Source organism: Acuticoccus sediminis (assembly GCF_003258595.1).
GTDB classification, from domain to species: domain Bacteria; phylum Pseudomonadota; class Alphaproteobacteria; order Rhizobiales; family Amorphaceae; genus Acuticoccus; species Acuticoccus sediminis.
This window is the reverse complement of record NZ_QHHQ01000003.1, coordinates 445,615-467,089: the sequence shown is the minus strand read 5'-3', so window position 1 is coordinate 467,089 and position 21,475 is coordinate 445,615. Positions and strand designations below refer to the sequence as shown.

22 protein-coding genes are annotated in these 21,475 nt (G+C 69.6%); 15 read left to right on the top strand and 7 right to left on the bottom strand.

What is annotated here, in order from left to right; translation table 11 throughout:
• Positions 1-174: 174 nt before the first annotated feature.
• From cbbX to DLJ53_RS16480, 4 genes are read left to right on the top strand one after another with little or no spacing between them, the layout of a single operon-like run.
• A complete protein-coding gene (gene cbbX, locus DLJ53_RS16495) occupies positions 175-1,086 on the top strand; it encodes a CbbX protein (RefSeq protein WP_111347256.1) in 912 nt (303 codons plus the stop codon).
• The gene (gene rpe, locus DLJ53_RS16490; RefSeq protein ID WP_111347254.1) at positions 1,083-1,787 is read left to right on the top strand and encodes a ribulose-phosphate 3-epimerase; all 705 of its coding nucleotides are present in this window, start codon (positions 1,083-1,085) and stop codon (positions 1,785-1,787) included. The genes cbbX and rpe overlap by 4 nt, the downstream gene beginning before the upstream one ends.
• Positions 1,777-2,487 carry an HAD-IA family hydrolase gene (locus DLJ53_RS16485; RefSeq protein WP_111347252.1) on the top strand — a complete coding sequence of 237 codons (711 nt, stop codon included), beginning with the start codon at positions 1,777-1,779 and terminating at the stop codon, positions 2,485-2,487. Before rpe ends, DLJ53_RS16485 begins: the two co-directional genes overlap by 11 nt.
• On the top strand, positions 2,484-3,173 hold the full coding sequence (locus tag DLJ53_RS16480; RefSeq protein WP_111347251.1) for an HAD-IA family hydrolase: 690 nt from the start codon (positions 2,484-2,486) through the stop codon (positions 3,171-3,173). The genes DLJ53_RS16485 and DLJ53_RS16480 overlap by 4 nt, the downstream gene beginning before the upstream one ends.
• Before the next feature lie 12 nt (positions 3,174-3,185).
• Here DLJ53_RS16480 and DLJ53_RS16475 read toward each other — a convergent pair whose 3' ends face one another.
• Positions 3,186-4,190 (bottom strand): Gfo/Idh/MocA family protein, encoded by a 1,005-nt coding sequence (locus DLJ53_RS16475; RefSeq protein ID WP_111347838.1) that lies wholly within the window; start codon positions 4,188-4,190, stop codon positions 3,186-3,188.
• Between the two features lie 102 nt (positions 4,191-4,292).
• Between DLJ53_RS16475 and DLJ53_RS16470 the strand changes: the two genes are divergently transcribed.
• The 9 genes from DLJ53_RS16470 (at position 4,293) to DLJ53_RS16430 (ending at position 13,229) form a co-directional block, all read left to right on the top strand.
• Complete coding sequence (locus DLJ53_RS16470; protein ID WP_162409271.1) at positions 4,293-5,270, top strand: TRAP transporter substrate-binding protein; 978 nt, start codon at positions 4,293-4,295, stop codon at positions 5,268-5,270.
• A gap of 28 nt (positions 5,271-5,298) precedes the next feature.
• Entirely contained in the window at positions 5,299-5,805 is a 507-nt protein-coding gene (locus tag DLJ53_RS16465; protein ID WP_111347247.1) for a TRAP transporter small permease, read from the top strand.
• Between the two features lie 4 nt (positions 5,806-5,809).
• Positions 5,810-7,099, top strand: a complete 1,290-nt coding sequence (locus DLJ53_RS16460; protein ID WP_111347246.1) for a TRAP transporter large permease — start codon at positions 5,810-5,812, stop codon at positions 7,097-7,099.
• Positions 7,100-7,109: 10 nt separating this feature from the next.
• Positions 7,110-7,754, top strand: coding sequence for a nucleoside/nucleotide kinase family protein (locus DLJ53_RS16455; protein WP_244935089.1), 645 nt, complete (start codon positions 7,110-7,112; stop codon positions 7,752-7,754).
• 167 nt (positions 7,755-7,921) lie between these two features.
• Positions 7,922-8,815: an MBL fold metallo-hydrolase gene (locus DLJ53_RS16450; protein ID WP_111347244.1), complete on the top strand. Its 894-nt coding sequence runs from the start codon at positions 7,922-7,924 to the stop codon at positions 8,813-8,815.
• A gap of 31 nt (positions 8,816-8,846) precedes the next feature.
• On the top strand, positions 8,847-10,103 hold the full coding sequence (locus tag DLJ53_RS16445) for a 3-isopropylmalate dehydratase large subunit (RefSeq protein ID WP_111347243.1): 1,257 nt from the start codon (positions 8,847-8,849) through the stop codon (positions 10,101-10,103).
• Positions 10,104-10,112: 9 nt separating this feature from the next.
• Positions 10,113-10,622 carry a 3-isopropylmalate dehydratase small subunit gene (locus DLJ53_RS16440; RefSeq protein ID WP_111347241.1) on the top strand — a complete coding sequence of 170 codons (510 nt, stop codon included), beginning with the start codon at positions 10,113-10,115 and terminating at the stop codon, positions 10,620-10,622.
• Between the two features lie 149 nt (positions 10,623-10,771).
• The gene (locus DLJ53_RS16435; protein WP_111347240.1) at positions 10,772-11,665 is read left to right on the top strand and encodes an isocitrate lyase/PEP mutase family protein; all 894 of its coding nucleotides are present in this window, start codon (positions 10,772-10,774) and stop codon (positions 11,663-11,665) included.
• Positions 11,666-11,669: 4 nt separating this feature from the next.
• Positions 11,670-13,229 (top strand): alpha/beta fold hydrolase, encoded by a 1,560-nt coding sequence (locus DLJ53_RS16430; RefSeq protein ID WP_111347238.1) that lies wholly within the window; start codon positions 11,670-11,672, stop codon positions 13,227-13,229.
• Between the two features lie 62 nt (positions 13,230-13,291).
• On the opposite strand, the gene DLJ53_RS16425 is transcribed toward DLJ53_RS16430, so the two are convergent.
• From DLJ53_RS16425 to DLJ53_RS16400, 6 genes are all read right to left on the bottom strand, one after another.
• Positions 13,292-13,987, bottom strand: coding sequence for an ABC transporter ATP-binding protein (locus tag DLJ53_RS16425; RefSeq protein ID WP_111347237.1), 696 nt, complete (start codon positions 13,985-13,987; stop codon positions 13,292-13,294).
• On the bottom strand, positions 13,959-14,744 hold the full coding sequence (locus DLJ53_RS16420) for an ABC transporter ATP-binding protein (RefSeq protein WP_111347834.1): 786 nt from the start codon (positions 14,742-14,744) through the stop codon (positions 13,959-13,961). The genes DLJ53_RS16425 and DLJ53_RS16420 overlap by 29 nt, the downstream gene beginning before the upstream one ends.
• A gap of 52 nt (positions 14,745-14,796) precedes the next feature.
• On the bottom strand, positions 14,797-15,699 hold the full coding sequence (locus DLJ53_RS16415; protein ID WP_111347235.1) for a branched-chain amino acid ABC transporter permease: 903 nt from the start codon (positions 15,697-15,699) through the stop codon (positions 14,797-14,799).
• Positions 15,700-15,702: 3 nt separating this feature from the next.
• Positions 15,703-16,590 (bottom strand): branched-chain amino acid ABC transporter permease, encoded by an 888-nt coding sequence (locus DLJ53_RS16410; protein WP_111347233.1) that lies wholly within the window; start codon positions 16,588-16,590, stop codon positions 15,703-15,705.
• Positions 16,591-17,748, bottom strand: coding sequence for an ABC transporter substrate-binding protein (locus DLJ53_RS16405; protein ID WP_162409269.1), 1,158 nt, complete (start codon positions 17,746-17,748; stop codon positions 16,591-16,593).
• Between the two features lie 252 nt (positions 17,749-18,000).
• Positions 18,001-18,783 carry an IclR family transcriptional regulator gene (locus DLJ53_RS16400; protein WP_111347230.1) on the bottom strand — a complete coding sequence of 261 codons (783 nt, stop codon included), beginning with the start codon at positions 18,781-18,783 and terminating at the stop codon, positions 18,001-18,003.
• Positions 18,784-18,989: 206 nt separating this feature from the next.
• On the opposite strand from DLJ53_RS16400, the gene DLJ53_RS16395 reads away from it, so the two are divergent.
• Entirely contained in the window at positions 18,990-20,588 is a 1,599-nt protein-coding gene (locus tag DLJ53_RS16395; protein WP_111347228.1) for an FAD-binding oxidoreductase, read from the top strand.
• Between the two features lie 138 nt (positions 20,589-20,726).
• The gene (locus tag DLJ53_RS16390) at positions 20,727-21,392 is read left to right on the top strand and encodes a TetR/AcrR family transcriptional regulator (RefSeq protein ID WP_162409267.1); all 666 of its coding nucleotides are present in this window, start codon (positions 20,727-20,729) and stop codon (positions 21,390-21,392) included.
• Positions 21,393-21,475 lie beyond the last annotated feature (83 nt).

Genomic DNA, 21,475 nt, shown 5'->3' with positions numbered 1-21,475 from the left:
CGCCTTCTTTTTCGCCGAACCCGAGGACTGACGACCATGGCCGACGCGTCCGCACCCGACACACGACGGCGCTTCCGACTCCCCGGCGAGCCGGCCGACGAGCCGGCGCAACCCGCCCCGTCCGCCGAACCCCCGGCGCCGCCGAGCGAACCGGAGGCAACGGCAACGCAGGACATGGAGCAGGGCGGAGACACCGAGCCGGTGGACCTTCGCGCCGACTTCGAGACCTCCGGCGTCCGTGCCGTGCTCGACGACCTCGACCGCGAGCTGATCGGCCTCGCGCCCGTCAAGCAGCGCATCCGCGAGACGGCCGCGCTCCTGCTGGTCGACCGGGCGCGCAAGCGGCTCGGCCTCGCCCAGGAGACGCCGACGCTGCACATGAGCTTCACAGGCAACCCCGGCACCGGGAAGACGACGGTCGCGCTCAAGATGGCCGACCTGCTGCACCGCCTCGGCTACGTGCGCAAGGGCCACCTCGTCTCGGTCACCCGCGACGACCTCGTCGGCCAGTACATCGGCCACACGGCGCCGAAGACGAAGGAGGTGCTGAAGAAGGCGATGGGCGGCGTCCTCTTCATCGACGAGGCGTACTACCTCTACCGCCCCGAGAACGAGCGCGACTACGGGCAGGAGGCGATCGAGATCCTGCTCCAGGTGATGGAGAACAACCGCGACGACCTCGTCGTGATCCTAGCCGGCTACGCGGACCGGATGGAGAGGTTCTTCAGCTCCAACCCCGGTTTCCGCTCGCGCATCGCCCACCACATCGAGTTCCCCGACTACGAGAACGACGAGCTCCTCCACATCGCCGAGCAGATGCTGGCGGCGCAGAACTACACGCTCAGCGAAGGCGCCCGGCAGGCGATGGCCGAGTACATTCCGCTGCGCCGCGGCCAGCGCCACTTCGCCAACGCACGCTCGATCCGCAACGCGCTCGACCGGGCGCGCCTGCGCCAGGCGAACCGCCTGTTCGACGCCGCCGCCGGCCCGCTCGGCGCCGCCGAGCTCTCCACGATCGAGGCGGAGGACATCCGTGCCAGCCGCGTCTTCTCCGGCGGGCTCGACGCACAAAGGGACACGACATGACGTTCGACCGCTTGCCGAAGATCGCCCCGTCGATCCTCTCCGCGGAGTTCGCCGACTTCGGGCGCGAGTGCGAGGCGATCGAGGCCGAGGGCGCCGACTGGGTCCATGTGGACGTGATGGACGGTCACTTCGTGCCCAACATCACCTTCGGCCCGCCGCTGGTGAGGGCGATCCGCCGCCACATCAGGACGGTCATGGATGTCCACCTGATGATCGCGCCGGTCGACCCCTACATCGGCGCCTTCGCCGACGCGGGCGCCGACGTCATCACCGCTCACGCCGAGGCCGGCCCGCACCTCGACCGGACCCTCCAGGCGATCCGGGCCGCGGGCTGCAAGGCGGGCGTCGCGCTCAACCCCGCGACCCCGGCGGAAGCGATCGCCCACGTCATGGACCGTATCGACCTCGTGTGCGTGATGACGGTGAACCCCGGCTTCGGCGGGCAGAGCTTCATTCCGGCGATGGTCCCGAAGGTCGCTCGCCTGCGCGAGATGATCGGCGACCGGCCGATCCACATCGAGATCGATGGCGGCGTGACGCCGGAGACCGCGCCGCTCGTCGTCGCTGCGGGGGCGGACGTGCTCGTCGCCGGTTCGGCCGTCTTCAAGGGCGGGTCGGTCGGCCGGCCCGGGCCCTACGGCGCCAACATCCGCGCCATCCGGGAGGCGGCGACGGCCGCGTGTCGCTCCCATGCAGCCTGAGGCGCTTATCTTCGACGTGGACGGGACCCTCGCGGAGACCGAGGAGGCGCATCGCGTCGCCTTCAACGCGGCATTCGCCGCCGCCGGGCTCGACTGGCACTGGGGACGCGCGCGCTACACCGCGCTCCTCGCCGTGACCGGCGGCAAGGAGCGCATCGCCCACTGGTGCCGCAGCATCGGCGTGGAGGTGGACGATCCGGTGATCCGCGCGCTCCACGCCGACAAGACGGTGCGCTACAGCCGGCTCGTGGCAGGCGGCGCGGTCGCGCTGCGTCCCGGCGTGCGGACGCTCGTCGAGACGGCCCGCGCCGAGGGGGTCCGCCTCGCGATCGCCACCACGACGAGCCGGCCCAACGTCGACGCGCTGATCGAGGCGGCCTTCGGCGAACCGAGTACGGCGGTCTTCGAGGTCATCGCCGCCGGCGACGAGGTGCCGCTGAAGAAGCCCGACCCGGCGGTGTACCGCCTCGCGCTCGAGCGGCTCGGCGTGCCGGCGGGCGCGACGGCGGCACTGGAGGACTCGGCGAACGGAGTGCGTGCCGCCCGGGCCGCCGGGATCGCCTGTGTCGCGACGCCCGGCGTCTACACCACCGGCGACGACTTCACCGGCGCTGCGGTTATCGAGAGCCTCGAGGGGCTCGGTCCGTCCGACGTCATGGCGCTCGCCGCGTCCGCACACGGCACGGCGGTGCACGCGTGAGGGCGGCCGGGCAGAGCTACCGCGCGTTCGTCTTCGATCTCGACGGGACGATCATCGACTCCGCACCCGCCCTGCAGGCGATCGCCGCAACGTTCCTCGCCCGGCACGACCGCGAGCCGCTGTCGCTGGAGCAGACGAAGGCGTTCATCGGCGACGGGTCGCGCGTCTTCTTCCGGCGCATGCTGGCCGCGCGCGACCTCGACGCCGCCGACGACTTCGAGCAGCGCTATGCGGCCTTTCAGGGCGACTACGCCGCCGGCTCGCCCCACGACAACCGCCTGTTCCCGAATGCCGGGGAAGCGCTGGCCACGCTGGCGGAGGCCGGCATCGCCATGGCGCTCTGCACCAACAAGCCGGAGCGGCCGACGCGCATTGTCCTCGACGCGCTCGGCCTCGCCCCGATCTTCGGTGCCGTCGTCACCGGCGACACATTGCCGGAGACGAAGCCGCATCCGGGACCGCTTCTCCACGCCATCGCCGAACTCGGCGGCGCGACGGGGGAGGCGCTCTTCGTGGGCGACAGCGAGGTCGACGCGCGCACGGCGGTCGCGGCCGGCGTCGACTTCGCGTTCCACGAGGCCGGCTACGCCCGCGAGAGGGACGGGATCCGCCCCGTCACCCGCTTCAACGACTGGTCGGACTTCGCCGCGTTCGCCCGCCGCCACGCGTTGGCCGCGACGGGCTGACGGCCCACGCCGTCAGGCGACGGGAACCTCGGTGAGGCCGAGGATCTCGTTGATCAGCCGGTGGGTCGCGAGCGCCTCGTCGCCGGAGGCCCGTGGCGCGCGGCCGGTCTCCACCGCGTCGACGAAGTCGGCGATGAGACGCCGGTGGGGCTCGCTGGAGAAGGCCATCGGGTCCGCACCGGTGCCGCCCGAGTCGCCCGCCGCGAGGCTCTCCGTCTCGCCCGTGAGCCACCGCACCTCGAGCGCGTCGCCCACCAGCGTCGCGCTCCCCTTGGTGCCGGCGATCTCGATCCGCTCCGGGAGGCCGGGGTAGCAGGCGGTTGTCGTCATCAGGACCCCCGGCGCACCACCGTCGAGGCGCAGCAGCGCCGAGGCGTAGTCCTCGGTCTCCATGTCGTGGGTCGGCGTCGTGGTGGCCTCGGCGGCGACCACTTCGACGGGGCCGGTGAGGGCGCGGAAGAGGTCCACCACGTGGATCGCCTGGGTCAGCAGGACGCCGCCGCCGTCGCGGGCGAGGGTGCCCCGGCCCGGCTGGTCGTAGTAGCTCTGCGGGCGCCACCAGGGGACGCTGACGCTTGCCATGGTGAGCTGCCCGAGCCCGCCATCCGCGACGATTCCCGCCAGCCGCAGCGCCGCGTCACGGAAGCGGTGCTGCAGGACGACGCCCAGCGTGCGCCCGCGCTCCGCCGCGTGGGCCACCAGCGCCTCGGCGCTTGCCAGCGTGCGGTCGAGCGGCTTCTCGACGAGGAGGTGCTTGCCGGCGTCGAGCGCGACCTGCCCCAACGCGAAGTGCGTGTCGGGCGGCGTCAGGAGGAGGACGGCGTCGGCGTCCGGATGGGTCAGCGCGGCGTGGACGTCGGTGTCGGCGGGAACGCCGGTGGCGGCGGTAAACGCTGCCGCGCGGTCCGGTGCGCGGGTGGCGGCCTGAATGATTTCAACGCGATGGGCAAGATCAGCCAAAGCGCTGGCATGGGGTGTGACGGCCATGCCCAGACCAACCACGCTGAATCGAAACATAGATCCCTCATTTCATTCTTGGCGAGGCCCTCGAAATCTGATGGTGTGTCTCACCAGACCGCGCCGAAGAGCGAGGCTACAACACATTGGGAGGAATATTGCATGCAAATCATGCGCACGGCCGCGTTGGCCGCATTGCTGCTCGCGTCCGTATCCAGCGCCCATGCCGAGAAGACATTGAAGCTGAACGGCGTTCAACCGCCGTCTCACCCCGTGTCGATGACCCACGAATTCTTTGCGGACCGGGTGGAACAGCTGACCAACGGGTCGGTCAAGATTGACGTCAACCATGCGCGCGCCCTCGGGGACGCCGTGGAATCGGTGGAAAGCCTGCGGGACGGCACGCTCGGCTTCGTCACCGTGTCCGCCTCGAACCTGTCGCAGATCGACAGGCGGATGGACATGTTTTCATTGCCCTTCCTGTTCAAAAGCGCTGACCACTATTGGACATACTTGACGTCCGACCGGGCGGCTGAGTTCGTCAAGCCGCTCGAGGACCGCGGCATCCACGTGCTCGCCTTCATCGATTCGGGGGCGCGCAACTTCTTCGCCGACAAGCCGATCCGCACCCCCGCCGACCTCGCCGGGCAGAAGATCCGCGTGATGGCGTCCCCGGTGCAGATCAAGATGGTCGAGGCGATGGGCGGCACCGGCGTGCCGATCGCCTGGGGCGACCTCTACAACGCGCTGCAGACGGGCGTCGTCGACGGGGCGGAGAACAACCACCCCTCCGTCTTCACGATGAAGTTCTACGAGGTGTCCGACTACTACACCCTCGACGAGCACGCCCGCATCCCGGACATGCTGATCATGTCCCAGGACGTCTACGACAGCCTCACCGAGGAGGAGCAGGCCGCCGTCGAGAAGGCTGCCGACGAGGCCGAGGCCTACATGCGCGGCGCCTGGGCCGCCTCCGAGCAGATGTCGCTGGAGCAGCTCCGCCCGCTCTTCACCGAGATCATCGAGCCGGAGAAGCAGCCGTTCATCGACGCGGTGACGCCGCTCCTGAAAGAGCAGGGCGAGGCGCTCGGCGTCGCGGACGAGGTCAACTACCTCCTGGAAAGCGGGTCGAAGTTCTGACCCGCGCCCTTCGGGACGCCGCCTCGTGATGGCGCTTTTCAACAAGCTGGTGGACGCCGTCGTCTGGCTGGTGCGCGTGGTCGCACTGTGCCAGGCGACGGCGCTCTTCCTCATCGTCATCGTCACGGTGGTGATGCGCTACGTCTTCAACAACGTCTTCTCCTGGTCGGAGGAGGTGCCGCGCTACCTGATGATCTGGGTGGGCTTCCTCGGCGCCGCGGCCGGCGTGGACGCCAAGGACCACGTCGCCTTCACCCTCCTGCAGGACAGCCTGAAGGGCCTGCCGCACCGCATTCTGTCGACCTTCCTGGATGTCGGCATCATCGCCTTCGGCGTGGTGCTCCTCGTCTACGGGATCGAGCTCACCGAGCGGTTCGGCGGCGACTACATGACGTCGCTTCCCTACACCAATGTGTGGTTCTACTCCGCCGCCCCCGTCTCGGGCGCGCTGATGATCCTCTTTGCCGTGCGCAACGAACTGAACGCCTGGGCCGGCATCGAGCGCGGGCCCGCCGACACGCCGCTCTACGAGTGACGCCATGACGGTTCTGATCCTCTTCGTGACCTTCGTGGTCCTTCTCCTCGTGGGCATGCCGATCGCCTTCGCCATCGGCATCTCCTCGGCGATCGCGGCGATGTCGATGGACGTCATGACCAACATGACGATCGTCCGGCGCATGATCTTCGGGATCAACTCGTTCCCGCTGCTCGCCGTCATCTTCTTCGTCTTCACCGGGGTGGTGATGGCGAACGGGGGCGTCGCGGGCCGGCTGGTGCGCCTCGCCGAGGTCATCGTCGGGCGCCTGCCGGGCGGGCTGGCGCAGATCAACGTGATGTCGTCGATGCTCTTCGGCGGCGTCTCGGGCTCGGCGGTGGCAGACGTCTCGTCGATCGGCCGCATGATGATCGAGGCGATGGAGAAGGACGGCTACACCAAGCGCTTCGCCACCGCGCTGACGCTGGCGTCGGCCACCATGGGGCCGATCATTCCCCCGTCGATCTCGATGATCCTCTACGCCTACATTGCCGGCTCGGTCTCCGTCGGCGGGCTGCTCCTCGCAGGGCTGACACCGGGCCTGCTGATCGGCGGCGGCCTGCTGCTCGTCGCGTGGATCCACGGTCGGCTCTACCACAACACCCGCACGCCGAAGCTGACCGGGCGCGAGAAGCTCGCCCGCGTGGTCGATGGCGGGCTCGGCATGATGACCCTCGTCATCATCCTGGGCGGGATCACGTCGGGCGTCTTCACGGCGACGGAGGCGGGCGCCATCGCCTCGGTCTACGCGCTCTTCCTGACGATGGTGATCTACCGCGAGGTGAAGGTCCGCCAGCTCCCGGCGCTGATGTGGGAGAGCATCGTCACCACCGCAGTCGTGCTGTTCCTGATCGCGACCACGTCCATCTTCACGTTCATCCTCACCTATGAGAACGTGCCGCAGTGGATCTCGCAGAACATCCTCAGCCTGACGGACGACAAGGTCCTGCTGCTTCTCATCATCAACATCCTGCTGTTGGTGACGGGGCTGTTCATCGACCTCACGCCGGCGCTCATCATGCTGGTGCCGATCCTGCTGCCACTCGCCCAGGCGATGGGGCTCGACCTCATCCACCTCGGCGTCATCATGGTGGTGAACCTGACCTTCGGGCTGATCACGCCGCCGGTGGGAACGGCGCTCTTCGTCGGCTGCCGCATCGCGAAGATCTCGATGGTGGAGCTGATCCCGCCCCTCATCCCGATGCTCGCGATCATGCTGGTGGCGCTCGGCATCGTCACCTACTTCCCCGAGACCTTCATGTGGGCGCCCCGCCTGTTCGGTTTCGTGCCGTAGGGGAGGGCCGGTGACGGCCCTCTCCGCGAACGCGCTCGCGGACCGTCTGGCGGGGGAGATCGCCGCGGACGGCCCGCGCCGCATCGTCGCCATCGCCGGCCCGCCGGGCGCGGGCAAGTCGACCCTCGCCGACTGGCTCGCCGCCCGCATCGACGCGGCGCACCGCGGCCGCGTCGCCGTCATGGGGATGGACGGCTTCCACTTCGACGACCGTGTGCTCCTGGCGCGCGGCGACCGCCCCCGCAAGGGCGCCCCGCACACCTTCGACGTCGACGGTCTCGCGGCGATGCTCGCCCGCATCGCCGCCGATGACGGTCGCCCCGTCGCCGTCCCCGTCTTCGACCGCGGCATCGAGATCGCCCGCGCGGGTGCCGCGATCATCGAGCCCGGCGTCCGCCTCGTCCTCCTCGAGGGCAACTACCTGCTGCTCGACGATCCCGCGTGGCGGCCGCTCGCGCCGATGTTCGACTTCACCGTGATGATCGCCGTGGCGGAGGCCACCCTGCGCCGCCGCCTCGCCGAGCGCTGGGCGAGCCTCTCCGGCGACGCGCTGACCGAGAAGCTGGAAGGCAACGACTTTCCCAACATGCGGCTCGTGCTGCACCGAAGCCGCCCCGTCGACTTCACCGTCACGCCCGAACCCGGCGAACGGTAGGCCCGTTCGCCGCACTCCGCCGCGCTGTGGAGCGCCGCACCGTCAACCATCTCAACGTCCTGCCCGAACGTGTCACTGGATGACATTCGTTTTACTGTTTGGCAGGGGCGCGAGTCGCGTGCTAAGGGTAGGCAAATAACAACTTAGAAAAATGCTGGAGGACGCCCGTGAAGACCTTCAAGGTCGGGTCAGCATCCGTCACGCGTATCGAGGAGGTGCTCGAGGTCGGCTTTGCGCCGTCCTTCCTGCTGCCCGGCTTCGAGGAGGAGGTGCTCTCCCGCGACACCATCCTCACCTCGCCGAACTTTCTCGACGCCGAGACCGGACGGGTTCGCTCCAGCATCCACTCCTGGCTGATCCGGCTCGACGGGCTGACGATCCTCGTCGACACCTGCTCGGGCAACGGCAAGGCGCGGGCGCTCCCGCTCTTCCAGCGTTTCCACATGCTGGACTTTCCCTACCTCGACAATCTCGCCGCCGCCGGCGTGGCGCCGGAGGACGTCGACATCGTCTTCTGCACCCACCTCCACATCGACCACGTCGGCTGGAACACGCGCGCCGAGGGGGACCGCTGGGTGCCCACCTTCCCGAACGCCAAGTACGTCTTCGGCAAGGCCGAACTCGCGCACTGGACGACGGGCGAGGGGCCTCGCGTCTTCCCGGAGAACGTCGCCGTCATCGAGGACAGCGTGCTCCCGGTCCTCGAGGCGGGCCGCGTCGACCTCGTGGAGCCGGGCGACGAGATCGCGCCGGGCCTCACCGTCGAGGCCGCGCCGGGCCATACGATCACGCAGCTGATCCTGCGCTACGACGACGGCGCGGGGAACGGCTTCGTCTGCTCGGCGGACTGCCTTCACCAGCCGATCCAGGTGTACGCGCCGGAGCTGTCCTCCTGCTTCTGCGAGGCGCCGGAGCGCGCCGTGGAGACGCGCCATCGCCTCCTCGCGCACTGCGCCGACACCGGCGCGTTGCTGCTTCCCATGCACTTCGGCCCGCCGCACGCCGGATACGTCGTGCGCAGCGGCGACGGTTACGCCTTCAAGCCCGTCGATCCGCGCTGAGCGGACCCCGATCCAAGAAAGGAAGAGACCTTTGGGCTACACAATCGCCGAAAAGATCCTGGCCCGCGTCTCGAACAAGGACGCCGTCAAGGCGGGCGACGAGGTCATGGCCAAGCCGGACTTCGTCATCGCCTATGACTTCCCAGGCTATACGGACGTGATCTTCCGGCAGATGAAGGAAGACTTCGGCATCGACAAGGTGCCGGACCCGGATCGGTACGCCATCTTCATCGACCATATGGTCCCGGCCGCGACGCCGAAGGAGGAAGAGCTCCACATCATCACCCGCGACTGGTGCCGCGAGAACGGCGTCGCGCTCTACGAGCGCCGCGGCATCGGCCACCAGGTCGCGGCCGAGGTCGGCTACGCGGTGCCGGGCGCCTTCGTGGTCCACTTCGACGGGCACATCAGCCAGCTCGGCACCTTCGGCACCCTCGCCATGGGTATCCGCCGCAACCTGCTGGAGGCGTTCGTGCGCGAGCGCGTCTCCATCAAGGTGCCGGCGACGGTGCGCGTGAACCTCACGGGCACGCTGCAGAAGGGCGTCTATGCCCGCGACGTGTTCCACCATCTGGTGAGGACGCTCGGCCCCGCCTCCTGCCGCTTCCAGGTGCTGGAGGTCGGCGGCCCGGCGATCGAGCAGATCTCCACCGAAGGGCTGCAGACGATCACCGGCCTCGCGATGTTCACCGGTGCCGTCACCGCCATCGTCAACCCGGACAAGGCGCGGCTGGAGTACGCCCAGGCGCGCGCCAAGAAGGACATCGAGCCGGTCTGGAGCGACGACGACGCCGAATATGCCGCCGTCCACGAGATCGACCTCACCGACCTCGAACCCATCGTCGTCATTCCGCCGACGCCGGCCAACAGCCGCAACCTGTCGGACTATATCGGCATCGAGATCAACACCGGGTACCTCGGCTCCTGCGCCTCCGGGCGGCTGGAGGACATCAAGGTCGCGGCCGAGATCCTCAAGGGCCGACAGGTCGCGCCGGGCTTCCAGCTCAACGTCGTGCCGACGAGCCAGGAGATCATGGCCGCCGCCGGCCGGGCCGGCTACCTCTCGACCCTCGCCGAGGCCGGTGCCTTCGTCAGCTCCCCCTCCTGCGACTACTGCTTCGGCCGTATGGGGACGATGACGGCCGGTCAGCGCGCCGTCTCCACCGGCACGCTCAACGTGCGCGGGCGGATGGGGAGCCCGGACTCCGAGATCTACCTCTGCAACGCCGCAACCGTCGCCGCGACCGCCGTGGAAGGCAAGATCGCCGACCCGCGGCCCTACCTGTAGGAGGAGGCCATGGCGCTCGAAAACCTCAAGGGACGCGTCGCCTTCATCTTCGAGGAGGTCGACTTCGACGTCGACCAGATCGTCGGCGTGAAGAACATCAAGATCCAGGACATCGACGAGCTCGCGGCCGCTGCGATGCAGGCCTACGACCCGGCCTTCCGTGACAAGGTGCGGCCCGGCGACATCCTCGTCGGTGCCGGCAACTTCGGCTACGGCCACCCGCACTATCCGCCGATGAAGGCGATGCGCCATCTCGGCATCGCCGGCGTCGTCGCCGAGAGCTTCTCGCCCGGCTACTGGCGCGGCGAGATCTCCATGGGCTTCCCGCAGGCGAGCTGCCCCGGGATCCTCGGCCTGGTGGAACGGTGGGACGAGATCGAGGTCGACTGGGACGCGGCCGAGGTGCGCAACCTCACCAGGGGCGGCTCCCTGCCCATGGAGCCGCTCTCCTTCGCGGACCGTTCGATGCTCGAGGCGGGCGGCCTCGTCGGCTACCTGAAGCGGCCCACCGCCGCCTGACCCGCGCCGCTCCGGCGGCGCCCGCGACCCGATCCTGCGCGGCGTCCAGCCGCCTCAGCGCGCGACCCGCCGGGCCGCCGCCCGATCCTTCGCGGCCGGAGCGCCGCGCCAAGACATGCCGCCCAGGCGGCCAACGATGAGGTGCCCCCATGCCCTACGACAAGTTCGAGGAGTTCCACGCGCGCATCACCGGCGGCAAGACCATCTGGTCCGCCGGCGCCTACGACGCGCTCTCCGCCCGCTACATCGAGGCGGCCGGCTTCGACGCCTGCATGACGTCGGGCTTCGGCGTATCGGCCTCCCACCTCGGCATGCCCGACGCCGAGCTCTACACGATGACGGAAAACCTCAACGTGGTGCGCAACGTCGTGATGGCGACCTCGCTCCCCATCATCGCCGACATCGACACCGCCTACGGCAACGCCATCAACGTGATGCGCACGGTCCGCGAGTTCGAGCGGGCCGGGGTCGCCGCGGTCATCATCGAGGACCAGGTCGCGCCGAAGCGGTGCCCGATCTGCGTCGGCGGCGTCGAGACGATCTCCGTCGAGGAGGCGGAGGGCAAGATCGCCGCCGCCGTCGAGGCGCGGCAGAACCCGAACATGGTGATCATCGCGCGCACGGACGCCGCCACCGAGGACGAGGCGATGGCCCGCGCCAGGCGCTATGTCGCCGCCGGCGCCGACATCATCCAGCCGATCTCGAAGACGTTCAAGTCGATCGAGGGGCTGAAGGCGATGCGTCAGGCGGCCGGTGTGCCGCTGTCGCTCCAGGTGCTCGGCTGGCTGGAGCGGGACCTCTCGCCCCAGGAGATCGAGAGCGTTGCCGGCATGGCGACCTTCGCGCTGGTGCCGCTGATGACGGTGGCGAAGGCGCTGGAGGAGAACCTCGCCGCGCTCGTCGCCGCGAAGTCGTCCAGGAACCTGCCGCGCCCGGTCGCCCAGCACGACCCCTTCGTGGAGAAGATCGGGTTCGCCGAGGTGGAGCGGCTGCAGCTGAAGTACCTGCCCGACCCGCAACCGACCGGCATGGCGGCCGAGTAACCGCGTGAGCGACCCCGTCCCGCACTACGTCACGCTGCCCGGTGGGCAGATCCGGGTCTGGCGATGCGGGGAGGGGCCGGATCTCCTCGTCCTCGCCGGGCTCACGCGGGCGGCGGAGGACGAGGCCGCCCTCGTTGCGCGCCACGCCCCCGGCTGGCGCGTCACGGCCGTGGAGCTCCCCGGCGTCGGTGGCTCCTCGGCGTACCCGGCGCCGGACCTTGCGACACTCGCCGAAGCGGTGCGGGCCCTCGCCGGCGCCTGCGGGCTCGATGGTGCGGCGGTCCTCGGCATCGAGCACGGAGCCGTCCTCGCACATGCCGCGGGCATAGGGCGGCGCGCGGTCGCCGTCGGGCTCGACCGTGTCGCCGGCTGGGCCGGCACCGCGCAGCGCCTGCCGGACATTGCCCCCCGCCAGGACGGGACCCACCTCACGGCGCTGTGGTCGTTCATCCGCGACCGCCACATCCTCGGTCCCGACGATGCCACGCAGCCCGCCCGTACCGGCGATCCGCTGCCTACGGCCGAGGCGCTCGACCGGACGATCACCGCCGCCGCCGTCGAGCCGGAGAGGTTCGCCACGCTCTGGGCGACCCTGACCACCGCGGCGCTTCCGGACATGCCGTCCGCGGCGACCTTCGCCGACCTCGCCGGCACGCTCGGCGCTGCCGACGGCCCGTCGGCGACGGCGCCTCTGCCGCCGACCGCCCCACGGGAGGGCATCTGGCACCGCTATGTCGAGACGGCGCGCGGCAGGCTCCACCTCAGGTGCGCCGGCGCCTCGGGGCCTCCGACGTTGGTGATCCCCACGGGGGGCGGCTCATCGGCCCAGTTCGCGCCCGTCGTCCTCGGCCTCGCGGCGGCGGGGCGGGCGGCGTTCGCCGTCGACTACTTCGGCAACGGCCTCTCGGACGCGCCCCGGGGCCCGGTTGCGACCGAGACGCTGGCCGCCGACATGCTGGCGCTCCTCGACGCCCTCGGCCACGGGAGCGTCGACGTCTGGGGCTCGCATACCGGGTCACTCGTCGCGCTGGAGATGGCGGTCCTCGCGCCGGAGCGGGTAAGGCGGCTCGTCATGGAGGGGCCGGTCTTCATCTCCGCCGACTTCCAGGACGACCTGCTGGCGCACTATTTCCCCGACTTCACGCCCGACGCGTGGGGGCGCCACCTGGCGCTGATCTGGAACTGGCGGCGGGACGCCTTCTTCTTCTGGCCCTGGTACAGGGTGGAGCGCGGGGCCGCCCGCGCCATCGGCCTGCCGTCGGCGGAGGACCTGCACCTCTACGCCATCGGCATCATGGAGAGCGGCACCACCTACGACGCGGCCTACCGCACCGCCTTCCGCTACGACACTCGCGGCCGCATGCCGAAGCTGACCCGGCCCGCGCTGGTCTGCGCCGGCCCCAACGACATGCTCATCGAAGGTCTCGCCGAAACCGAGAAGCTCGCCGTCCCGGGCGTGACGGTGCGCACCACGCCCACCACGGTCTGGTGGCCCGACCCGGAGCCGGAGGCGGCGGCCGGGACGATGGCCCTCTATATCGCCTTCCTCGACGGCAGGGACTGACACGAAAGCGCCCGGCTGGGGGACCCAGCCGGGCACATCGACGATCCGCTGCGACGGCGGGCCTAGGAGAGGTAGGCCTCCAGCACCTCGGGGTTCTCCTTCAGCGAGGCCGGATCGCCCTCGATGACGATCTGTCCGCGCCGCATGACGTACCCGTAGTCCGCGACCGACAGCGCGATGGCCGCGTTCTGCTCCACCAGCAGGATCGACTGGCCGTCCTTGTGGAGCGCGACGATCGCCTCGAACACGAGGTCGACGATCGCAGGCGCGAGGCCCATCGACGGCTCGTCCAGGACCAGCACCTTCGGTGCCGTCATCAGCGCGCGGCCGATGGCCAGCATCTGCTGCTCGCCGCCGGACATCAGCCCCGCCGGCTGCTTGCGCCGCTCGGCGAGGCGCGGGAACAGCGCGTAGACGCGGTCCTCGATCTCGCTGGCGTTGGGCGCGCCGGCGAAGCGGGAGAGGCTGAGGTTCTCCTCCACCGTCAGCGGCGCCACCACCATGCGGCCCTCCGGAACGAAGGCGAGCCCGTTGCGGACCACCGAGTGGAGCGGCATCCGCTGGATCGGCCGCTCCTCCAGCAGGATCTCGCCGGTGACGGGGCGGTGCAGCCCCGCGATGGCGCGCAGCGTGGTCGACTTTCCCGCCCCGTTGGCACCGAGGACGACCGATAGCGAGCCGGCGCCCACCTGAAGCGAGACGTCGCGGACGGCGCGGATGGCGCCGTAGCTAGCGCAGAGATTGGATACGGTCAGCATCGTGGCGTCGTCCGAAGTAGGCCTCCTGCACGTCCGGCGCGGAGAGGCATGTGTGGGGATCGCCCTCGGCCAGCAGACGGCCGAAGTTGATGACGGTGCACGTGTCGCAGAACTCGGTGACGAGGCCCATGTTGTGCTCCACCAGCAGGACGGTGAGGCCCTGGCCCCGCAGCTCGCGGATCAGATGGCCGATCGCCGACGCCTCGGAGGCGTTCATGCCCGCCGTCGGCTCGTCGAGCAGCAGGAGCTTGGGGTCGGAGCCCAGCGCCCGGGCGAGCTCGATGCGCCGTTGTTCGCCGTAGGAGAGGGTCTCGGCGAGCTCGTGCGCGCGCCCGGCCATCCCGACGCGTTCCAGAAGCGCCATGGCGTGCGCCTCGGTCGCCTTCTTCGCCCGCCGTGCCTCGGCAAGACCGATGAAGGAAGCCCAGAGGCTCACCCCGCGACGCAGCCAGCAGCCGGTCACGACCTGCTCCAGCGCGGTCATGCCCTTGAAGAGGCGCACGTTCTGGTACGTCCGCGCGATCCCGAGGGCGGCGATGTCCGGCGGGGCGAGGCCCACCAGCGAAGTGCCGTCGAAGGTGATCGCGCCGCCGTCGGCGGTGTAGAGGCCGGTCAGGAGGTTGATGATCGTCGTCTTGCCCGCCCCGTTCGGGCCGATCAGTCCGTGGATCGACCCGCGCCTGACATGCATCGAGAGGTCGGAGACCGCCGTCACCCCGCCGAAGCGCTTCTCGAGCCCCTCCAGCGAGAGAAGCATGTCGCCCTCGGGCCCTGTGGCCCTTGTCGTCGCCTCGGGTCCGGACGTCCCACTATGCGCGGACATGGGCAGCCTCCGAGGCGCTGTCGTCGGCCGACCGGCGCGAGCGTCTCGCGCGGCGCAGACGGATCGCCCGCGGATCGACGAGGCCGCGCGGCAGGAAGATCATGATGAGGAGGAGGACGACGCCCTTGGCCACATCCTCGATGGCCGGCGCCACGGCCTGCATCGTCACCGGCAGCGCGGTGAAGACGGCCGCGCCGACCACCGGGCCGATCCAGTGGAACGATCCGCCCAGCACCGTCGACGCGATCATCGTGAAGGCGATGCCGATGAAGTACGTCTCGGGCGAGATGAATTGCAGGGTGAACGCGAGCGCCGCGCCGCCCAGGCCGCCGACGAGCCCGGAGATGATGAAGGCGATGAACTGGATGCGCCGCGGCTTGATGCCCATCGTCGCCGCCACGGCCGGGTCCTCGCGCACCGCGAGCGAGGCGAGGCCGAACCACGAGTGGTAGAGGCGGTAGAAGACGAAGGTGACGAGCGCCAGCATGATGGCGAGCTCCCACCAGGCGATCCGCGCCGGCACGAAGAGCCCGTTGACCCCGCCCGTCAGCCCCGGCGCGTTGAGCGCGACGATGCGCGTGATGAGGACGAGGGCGAGCGAGGCGAGAGCCATCCAGTGGCTCTGCAGGCGCAGGAAGAGCGCGGCGACGACCGCCGCCCCCAGCCCGCCGGCAACGGCGGCCACCGGCAGCGTCAGATAGTAGGAGACGCCGAACTTGGCGACGAGCTGGGCGGCCAGGAAGCCGCCGATGGCCGCGAAGACCACCGTCGTGAACGACAGCACGCCCGCCGACAGCACCGCGTAGCACGACAGCGCGAAGAAGGAGTTGACCATCGCGAACACGACGGTGGAGCCGTAGCCCGCCCAGAAGTCGAGGAGCATGTCCATCGGTCAGGCCCTCTGTACGCTGATCGATCCGAAGAGGCCGCGCGGACGGGCCACCAGGAAGGTGAGCAGCAGGATGTAGGTGAAGCCGTCGCGGAAGCTGGTGGAGATGTACTGCGCCACGAAGACCTCGATGATGCCCAGGCAGATGCCGGCGATCGCCGTCCCGCGCACGTCGTCGTAGCCGCCGACGACCACCGCCGCGAACCCCTTGAGGAGCAGCGCCTCGCCGAGCGTGTAGGAGACGTTGTTGGTGGCGATGCCGCCGAGGACGCCCGCGAGGCCCGAGGTTGCGCCCGCGAGGAAGGCCGTCAGCAGGATGACCATGCGCGCATTGACGCCGCCGAGGCCGGCCGCCGTCGCGTTCCAGCCGACCGCCCGCATCGCCGCGCCGACGCGCGTCCTGGCGATCAGGATCCACATGCCGGTGGTGACCAGGATCAGCGTGATGATCGTGATGATCTGCATCGCCGGGACGCGGATCACGCCGAAGTCGACCATGTTGTAGGGGTAGCTCGACGGCGGGAAGGCGAGGCTCTGCTGCTTTGTGGCGAAGCCCGCGAGGCTGTCGAGGATGATCCAGAAGGCGATCGAGGTGATGAGGGCGCCGAGCATGCCCGCGCCCACCGCCCGCAGCGGCTGGAAGGCCACCTGATCGACGATGATGGCGATCGCCCCGCCGCCCAGGACGCCCGCGAGAAGCGCGAGCGGCAGGGGAAGGCCGAGCGAGGTCACGGCATAGTAGCCGATGATGGCGGCCCAGCTGGCGTAAGCGCCGTGGGCCGCGTTCAGGATGCCGAGCGTCGCGAAGACGAGCCCGAAGCCGATCCCGAAGAGGGCGTAGAGTGACCCCAACGCCCAGCCATTGACCAGTTGTTCAAAGAACAGCTGCACTTACTTCGCTTCCCACGGAACGAGTGTGCCGTCGCCGCTCCAGTTGACGATGAGCGAGTTCTCGACCGTGGCCTGTCCATCGATCATCGGCAGCCCGCCGTAGATGTTGTCCTTGATCTCCTTCACCGCGGCGAGCGCCTCGGCGATCTCCTCGCGGCTCGGGTTGCCGCTCAGGGTGCCGAGGGCCTGGGCGAGGTAGTACATCACCGTGTAGCCCTGGGCGGAGTAGGTGTCGGGCTGCTGGCCGTACTTCTTGTTGTAGGCGTCGATGAAGGCCTGCGCGCGCGGGTCCTTGGAGAGCGAGGGCGAGAACAGGATCGGGAACGGCACGCCCTCGATCGCCTGGCCGGCCTTCTCGAAGACGGCGACGGGCGAGATCACGTCGGACGAGGAGATGTCGCCCTCGTAGCCGCGCTGACGCAGGGCGGAGACGATGCCGACGGCCGGCGTCTGTGTGGTCCAGACCATGATGAGGTCCGGGTTGGTCGCCATCGCCTGGGTGGCCGGTCCGGTGAAGTCGGTGTCGTTGGCGAGGATCGAGATCACTTCGCCGGTCTCGATGCCGTTGTCCTCCATCACCTTCTGCGCGGCCTTGAAGCGGGCCTGGAAGGCGTCGTTGTCGGCGTTGACGAAGTAGGTCACCTTCTTCGGCTTCAGCGTGTCGGCGAGGGTCTGCGTCATCTTCACTTCGGCCGGGCCGGGGAGGGCGACGACCGACGACACGTAGGGAAGCTCGGGCAGCCCCGGCCGCGTCGCGCCGTAGATGATGAGCGGGATGCCCATCGACTTGGCGACCGGCTTCAGCGCGCCGGCGACCGGCGAGAGGATGCAGCAGGTGGCGACCTTGATGTCGCGGTCGGCGGCGAACTGCGTCAGTGCCTGGACGGCGCGCGCGGCGTCGGAGCCGGACTCCTTCTCGACCAGCTCCAGCGCGATGCCGTCGCCGAGGAGCGAGGCGGAGTTGATCTCCTCCAGGGCGAGCTCGGCGCCGTGCCAGTAGGAGATGCCGGCGGCGGCCAGCGGCCCGGTCTTTTCGGTGATGAAGCCGACCTCGTAGACGCCCTTGTCGAGCGACTGGGCCGCAGCCAGCGTCGGTGCGGCGATGGCACCGGCAAGCAATCCCGCCGCAGCAAGGCTGCGGATGGTCACGTGGTTCACGTCTCGTCCTCCCTGTTCTTCATTGCGCGCGACATCGTCCCGCGAGGGCGCGTACTTCAGAATTGTCGGGAGACGCGCTGCCGGCCTGGCATGCGCGAGGGCACCGGAAAGGTGCGGGCGTTCGTCCCGGACAACTCGTTCTTATTTTGACCAAGGCTAATTGATCCGCCGCAGCAGGTCAACTAGCAAAACGAGTGTCATACTATGACACGAACGCAGCGCGAGCTTATGAAGCGGGCGCTCCTGCGTGGGTCAGGCCGCGCCCGCCATCTGGATCCGCCGCTCGATCTGGCGCGCCGCCTCGCGCAGCTGGCCGAGGTGGAGCGGGTCGGGACCGTCCTCGTTGCAGAGCTGCGGGGTGAGGCCGGCGATGCTGATGGCGCCGGCGATGGACCCGTCCGGCGTGCGGACCGGGACGGCGAGCGCGGTCAGCCCGAGCGTCACGTCGTCGACCGCGAACTCGTAGTCCTGCTGGCGGATCTGGGCGAAGCGATCGCGCAGGGCGCCGCGATCGGTGATCGAGGCGCGGGTCATCGCCGTCGGCTCGCGCGTCAGGACACGCTCGATCTCCTCGACCGGCTGGAAGGCCAGGAGCAGCTTGGGCGCGCCGCCGCAGTTGTAGGGCAGTGTCCCGCCGACCGCCCACCAGTGCACCTCGATGCCCTTCATGTCGTGGATGCGGTCGAGGCACACGACGTCCCCGTCGTCGTACACCGACACGAAGGCGGTGACGGGAAACTCCGACGCGAGCTGGGTGAGGACGGGGCTCGCCACGGCGCGCAGGTCGAACCCGTCCGGCACGTCGGCCGCCAGCAGGCGCAGGGCCCGGCCGATCCGGTACTGCTGCGTGGTCGGATCCTGCGCGACGTAGCCGTTGTCCATCAGCGTGATGAGAAGACGCCGCGTGGTACCCTTGTCGAGCCCCGTCGCATTGGTGACGTCAGCGAGCGTCTGGCTGCGCTTCTGGGTGAAGGAGTTCAGCACGGCGAGGGCGCGCGATACGGCACGAATGTTCTGTTTCGACGGTTCCGTCATACCTGGACCTGTGAGCGGCGCCGCCCTTTTCGCATAGCAAAGACACCGAGTGGTAGGCGATACAGCGTGTCGTCTATTGACGCGCCTGTCACGGAATGATCCGATGCGCGCGGCGATCAGTCAATATCGGCTGAGCCGCAACCCGGCCGTTTGCCCAGCGCGGGCGACAGGACGGCCTCGAAAACCATAAAACTCGGGAGGAAACCATGGCGCTTGCGCAACCGACAACCGAGGCGCGACCGCCCGCGCTCGACGCCCTCGCCGGCACCATCGGCGCCGACAAGGTCCTCTCGGATGCGCCGACGCGCGCCTACTACGCCAACGACGTCTTCTGGCAGCCCGGGATCGAGCCGACCGCGGTCATCCTCCCGACCACGCGCGAGGAGGCCGTCGCGGCCGTGCGCGCGGCGGCGGAGGCAGGGCTCGACATCGTCCCGCGCGGCGGCGGGATGAGCTACACCAAAGGCTACCTGCCGTCCGCTCCGGGGAGCGTCGTGATCGACTGCCGGGGGTTGAAGCAGGTCGTCGAGGTGAACGTCGACGACCGCTACATCACTGTGGAATCGGGCTGCACCTGGGAGCAGGTGAACGCCGCGCTGGAAGGGACGGGCCTGCGGACGCGGTACTGGGGACCGCTGTCGGGCGTCAACGCCACGGTCGGCGGCGCGCTCTCCCAGAACAGCGCCTTCTTCGGCTCCGCGCGGCACGGGACCGTCGCCGACAGCGTGCTCGGCGTCACCGTGGCGCTGGCGGACGGGCGGGTCGTCACCACAGGCTCGGGCGGACGCGTCGGCACCAGGCCGTTCACACGCTACGGCGGACCGGACCTCACGGGCCTCTTCATGGGCGACAATGGCGCGTTCGGCGTGAAGCTCGCGGCGACACTCGCGCTCTTCCCTCGGCCGGCGGAGGTCGACTTCCTGTCGTTCGGCTTCAAGACCATGGACGCGATGGCGGCCGCGCAGGTGGAGATCGCCCGCACCGGTGCGGTATGCGAAGGCTTCGGGATCGACCGCAACAAGGCCGAGCACTCGGCCAGCGTGAACCGCATCTCCGACGGGCTTCGCTCGCTCGGCAACGTCGCCGCCTCGGGCAAGACGCTGCTGGGCGGCCTGAAGGACGCCGCGAAGGTCGCGACCGCCGGCACCTCGTTCATCAAGGCGCACAACTTCACGCTCCACCTGGTCCTGGAGGCGGACACGCGCGCCGCGCTCGACGCCTCGCTCGCCACCGTACGCGCGATCGGCAACCACCACGGGGTGGAAATCGACAACTCCGTGCCGCGGGTGATGCGGGCCAAGCCGTTCGGCCCGGTGCGCGGCATGCTGGGCCTCAACGGCGAGCGCTGGGTGCCGATCCACGCGGTCTTCCCGCTGTCGAGCGCGGCCGAGGTGGTGCGGGCCAACGCGGACTACTTCGAGAGCCAGCGCCCGATGATGGAGGAGCACCGGATCACCTACTCGGTGATGTCGATGACGGTCGGCAACGAGTTCTTCCTGGAGCCGGCCTTCTACTGGCCCGACGAGATCACCCCGCTGCACGAGAAGAGCGTCGGCGCGGAGACGGTGAAGCCCTGGCGCGACCGGCCGGCGAACCCGGCCGCGCGTGAGGCGGTGGTGCGCCTGCGCCGCGGCACCCAGGAGCTCTATGCGAGCCTCGGCGGTGTGAGCTGGCAGGTGGCGCGCGACTACCCGTTCCGTGAGGTCCTCACGCCGGAGACGTGGTCGCTGCTGAGCGACATCAAGCGCGCGGTCGACCCGGACGGGCGGATGAACCCCGGCTCGCTCGGCCTCGCGGCGTCCTGACGCCGGCGCGCCGAAGTCCGGTCAAGGTCGGCGGTTGGCGGTCATGCGAGCCGCCGGCCTTGCAAGATGGCGATCCTTCGGGCGATAGCCGCCCATCGGGGGCGATCCGGCCGCTCCCATGGGAGAGGAAGGAGCGCCGTGTCGCACGGTGAGGAAGACGACGCTGGCGCCGCCGCCAAGGGTCGGCGCCCCCAGCGCCGGCGCGGCCAGGCGCGGTTCGAGCAGCTCCTCGACGCGGCCGAGCGTCTGCTCGCGGTGCCGGAGGATCGCGACGTTTCGCTCGCCATGGTGGCGGAGGAGGCGGATGTGCCGCTGCCGTCGCTCTACCACTTCTTCCCGAACCGCAACGCGCTCCTCGTCGCGCTTGCCGAGCGCTTCATCGAGCGGCTCGGCGAGAACGCGCACCGGCCGCTCGATCCGCCGCCGCAGCGGTGGCAGGACATCATCCTGCGCCGCCAGCGGATCGGGGCGGACTGGCTGAACGGTCATCCGGCGGCGCTGCGGCTCTTCATGGGCGCGGGCGTCAGCGTCGACGTGCGCACCCTCGACCTTAGGGGCAACGCCTCCCTCGCCAGGGTGCGCGCCGACGAGTTCCGCCGTTGGTTCGACTGCAGCGCCCTGCCGCGGCTCGACGATTGGATGGCGATCACCATCGGCCTCACCGACGGGATCTGGGCAATCTCCTGGGCCGAGCATCGCCGCGTGACGGACGAATGCCTCGCCGAGAGCGGCGCGGCGGCGGTGGCCTACCTCAGGACCTACCTGCCCGAAGTCCTGGCGCGGCACCCGCAGGACACCCGTTAGTCGAAAATTCCATCAAAATATTCGGCTTCGCGGCGGGATATCGGTGCCAATCATGATGAAATCGCGATTGTATGCCAAATCTT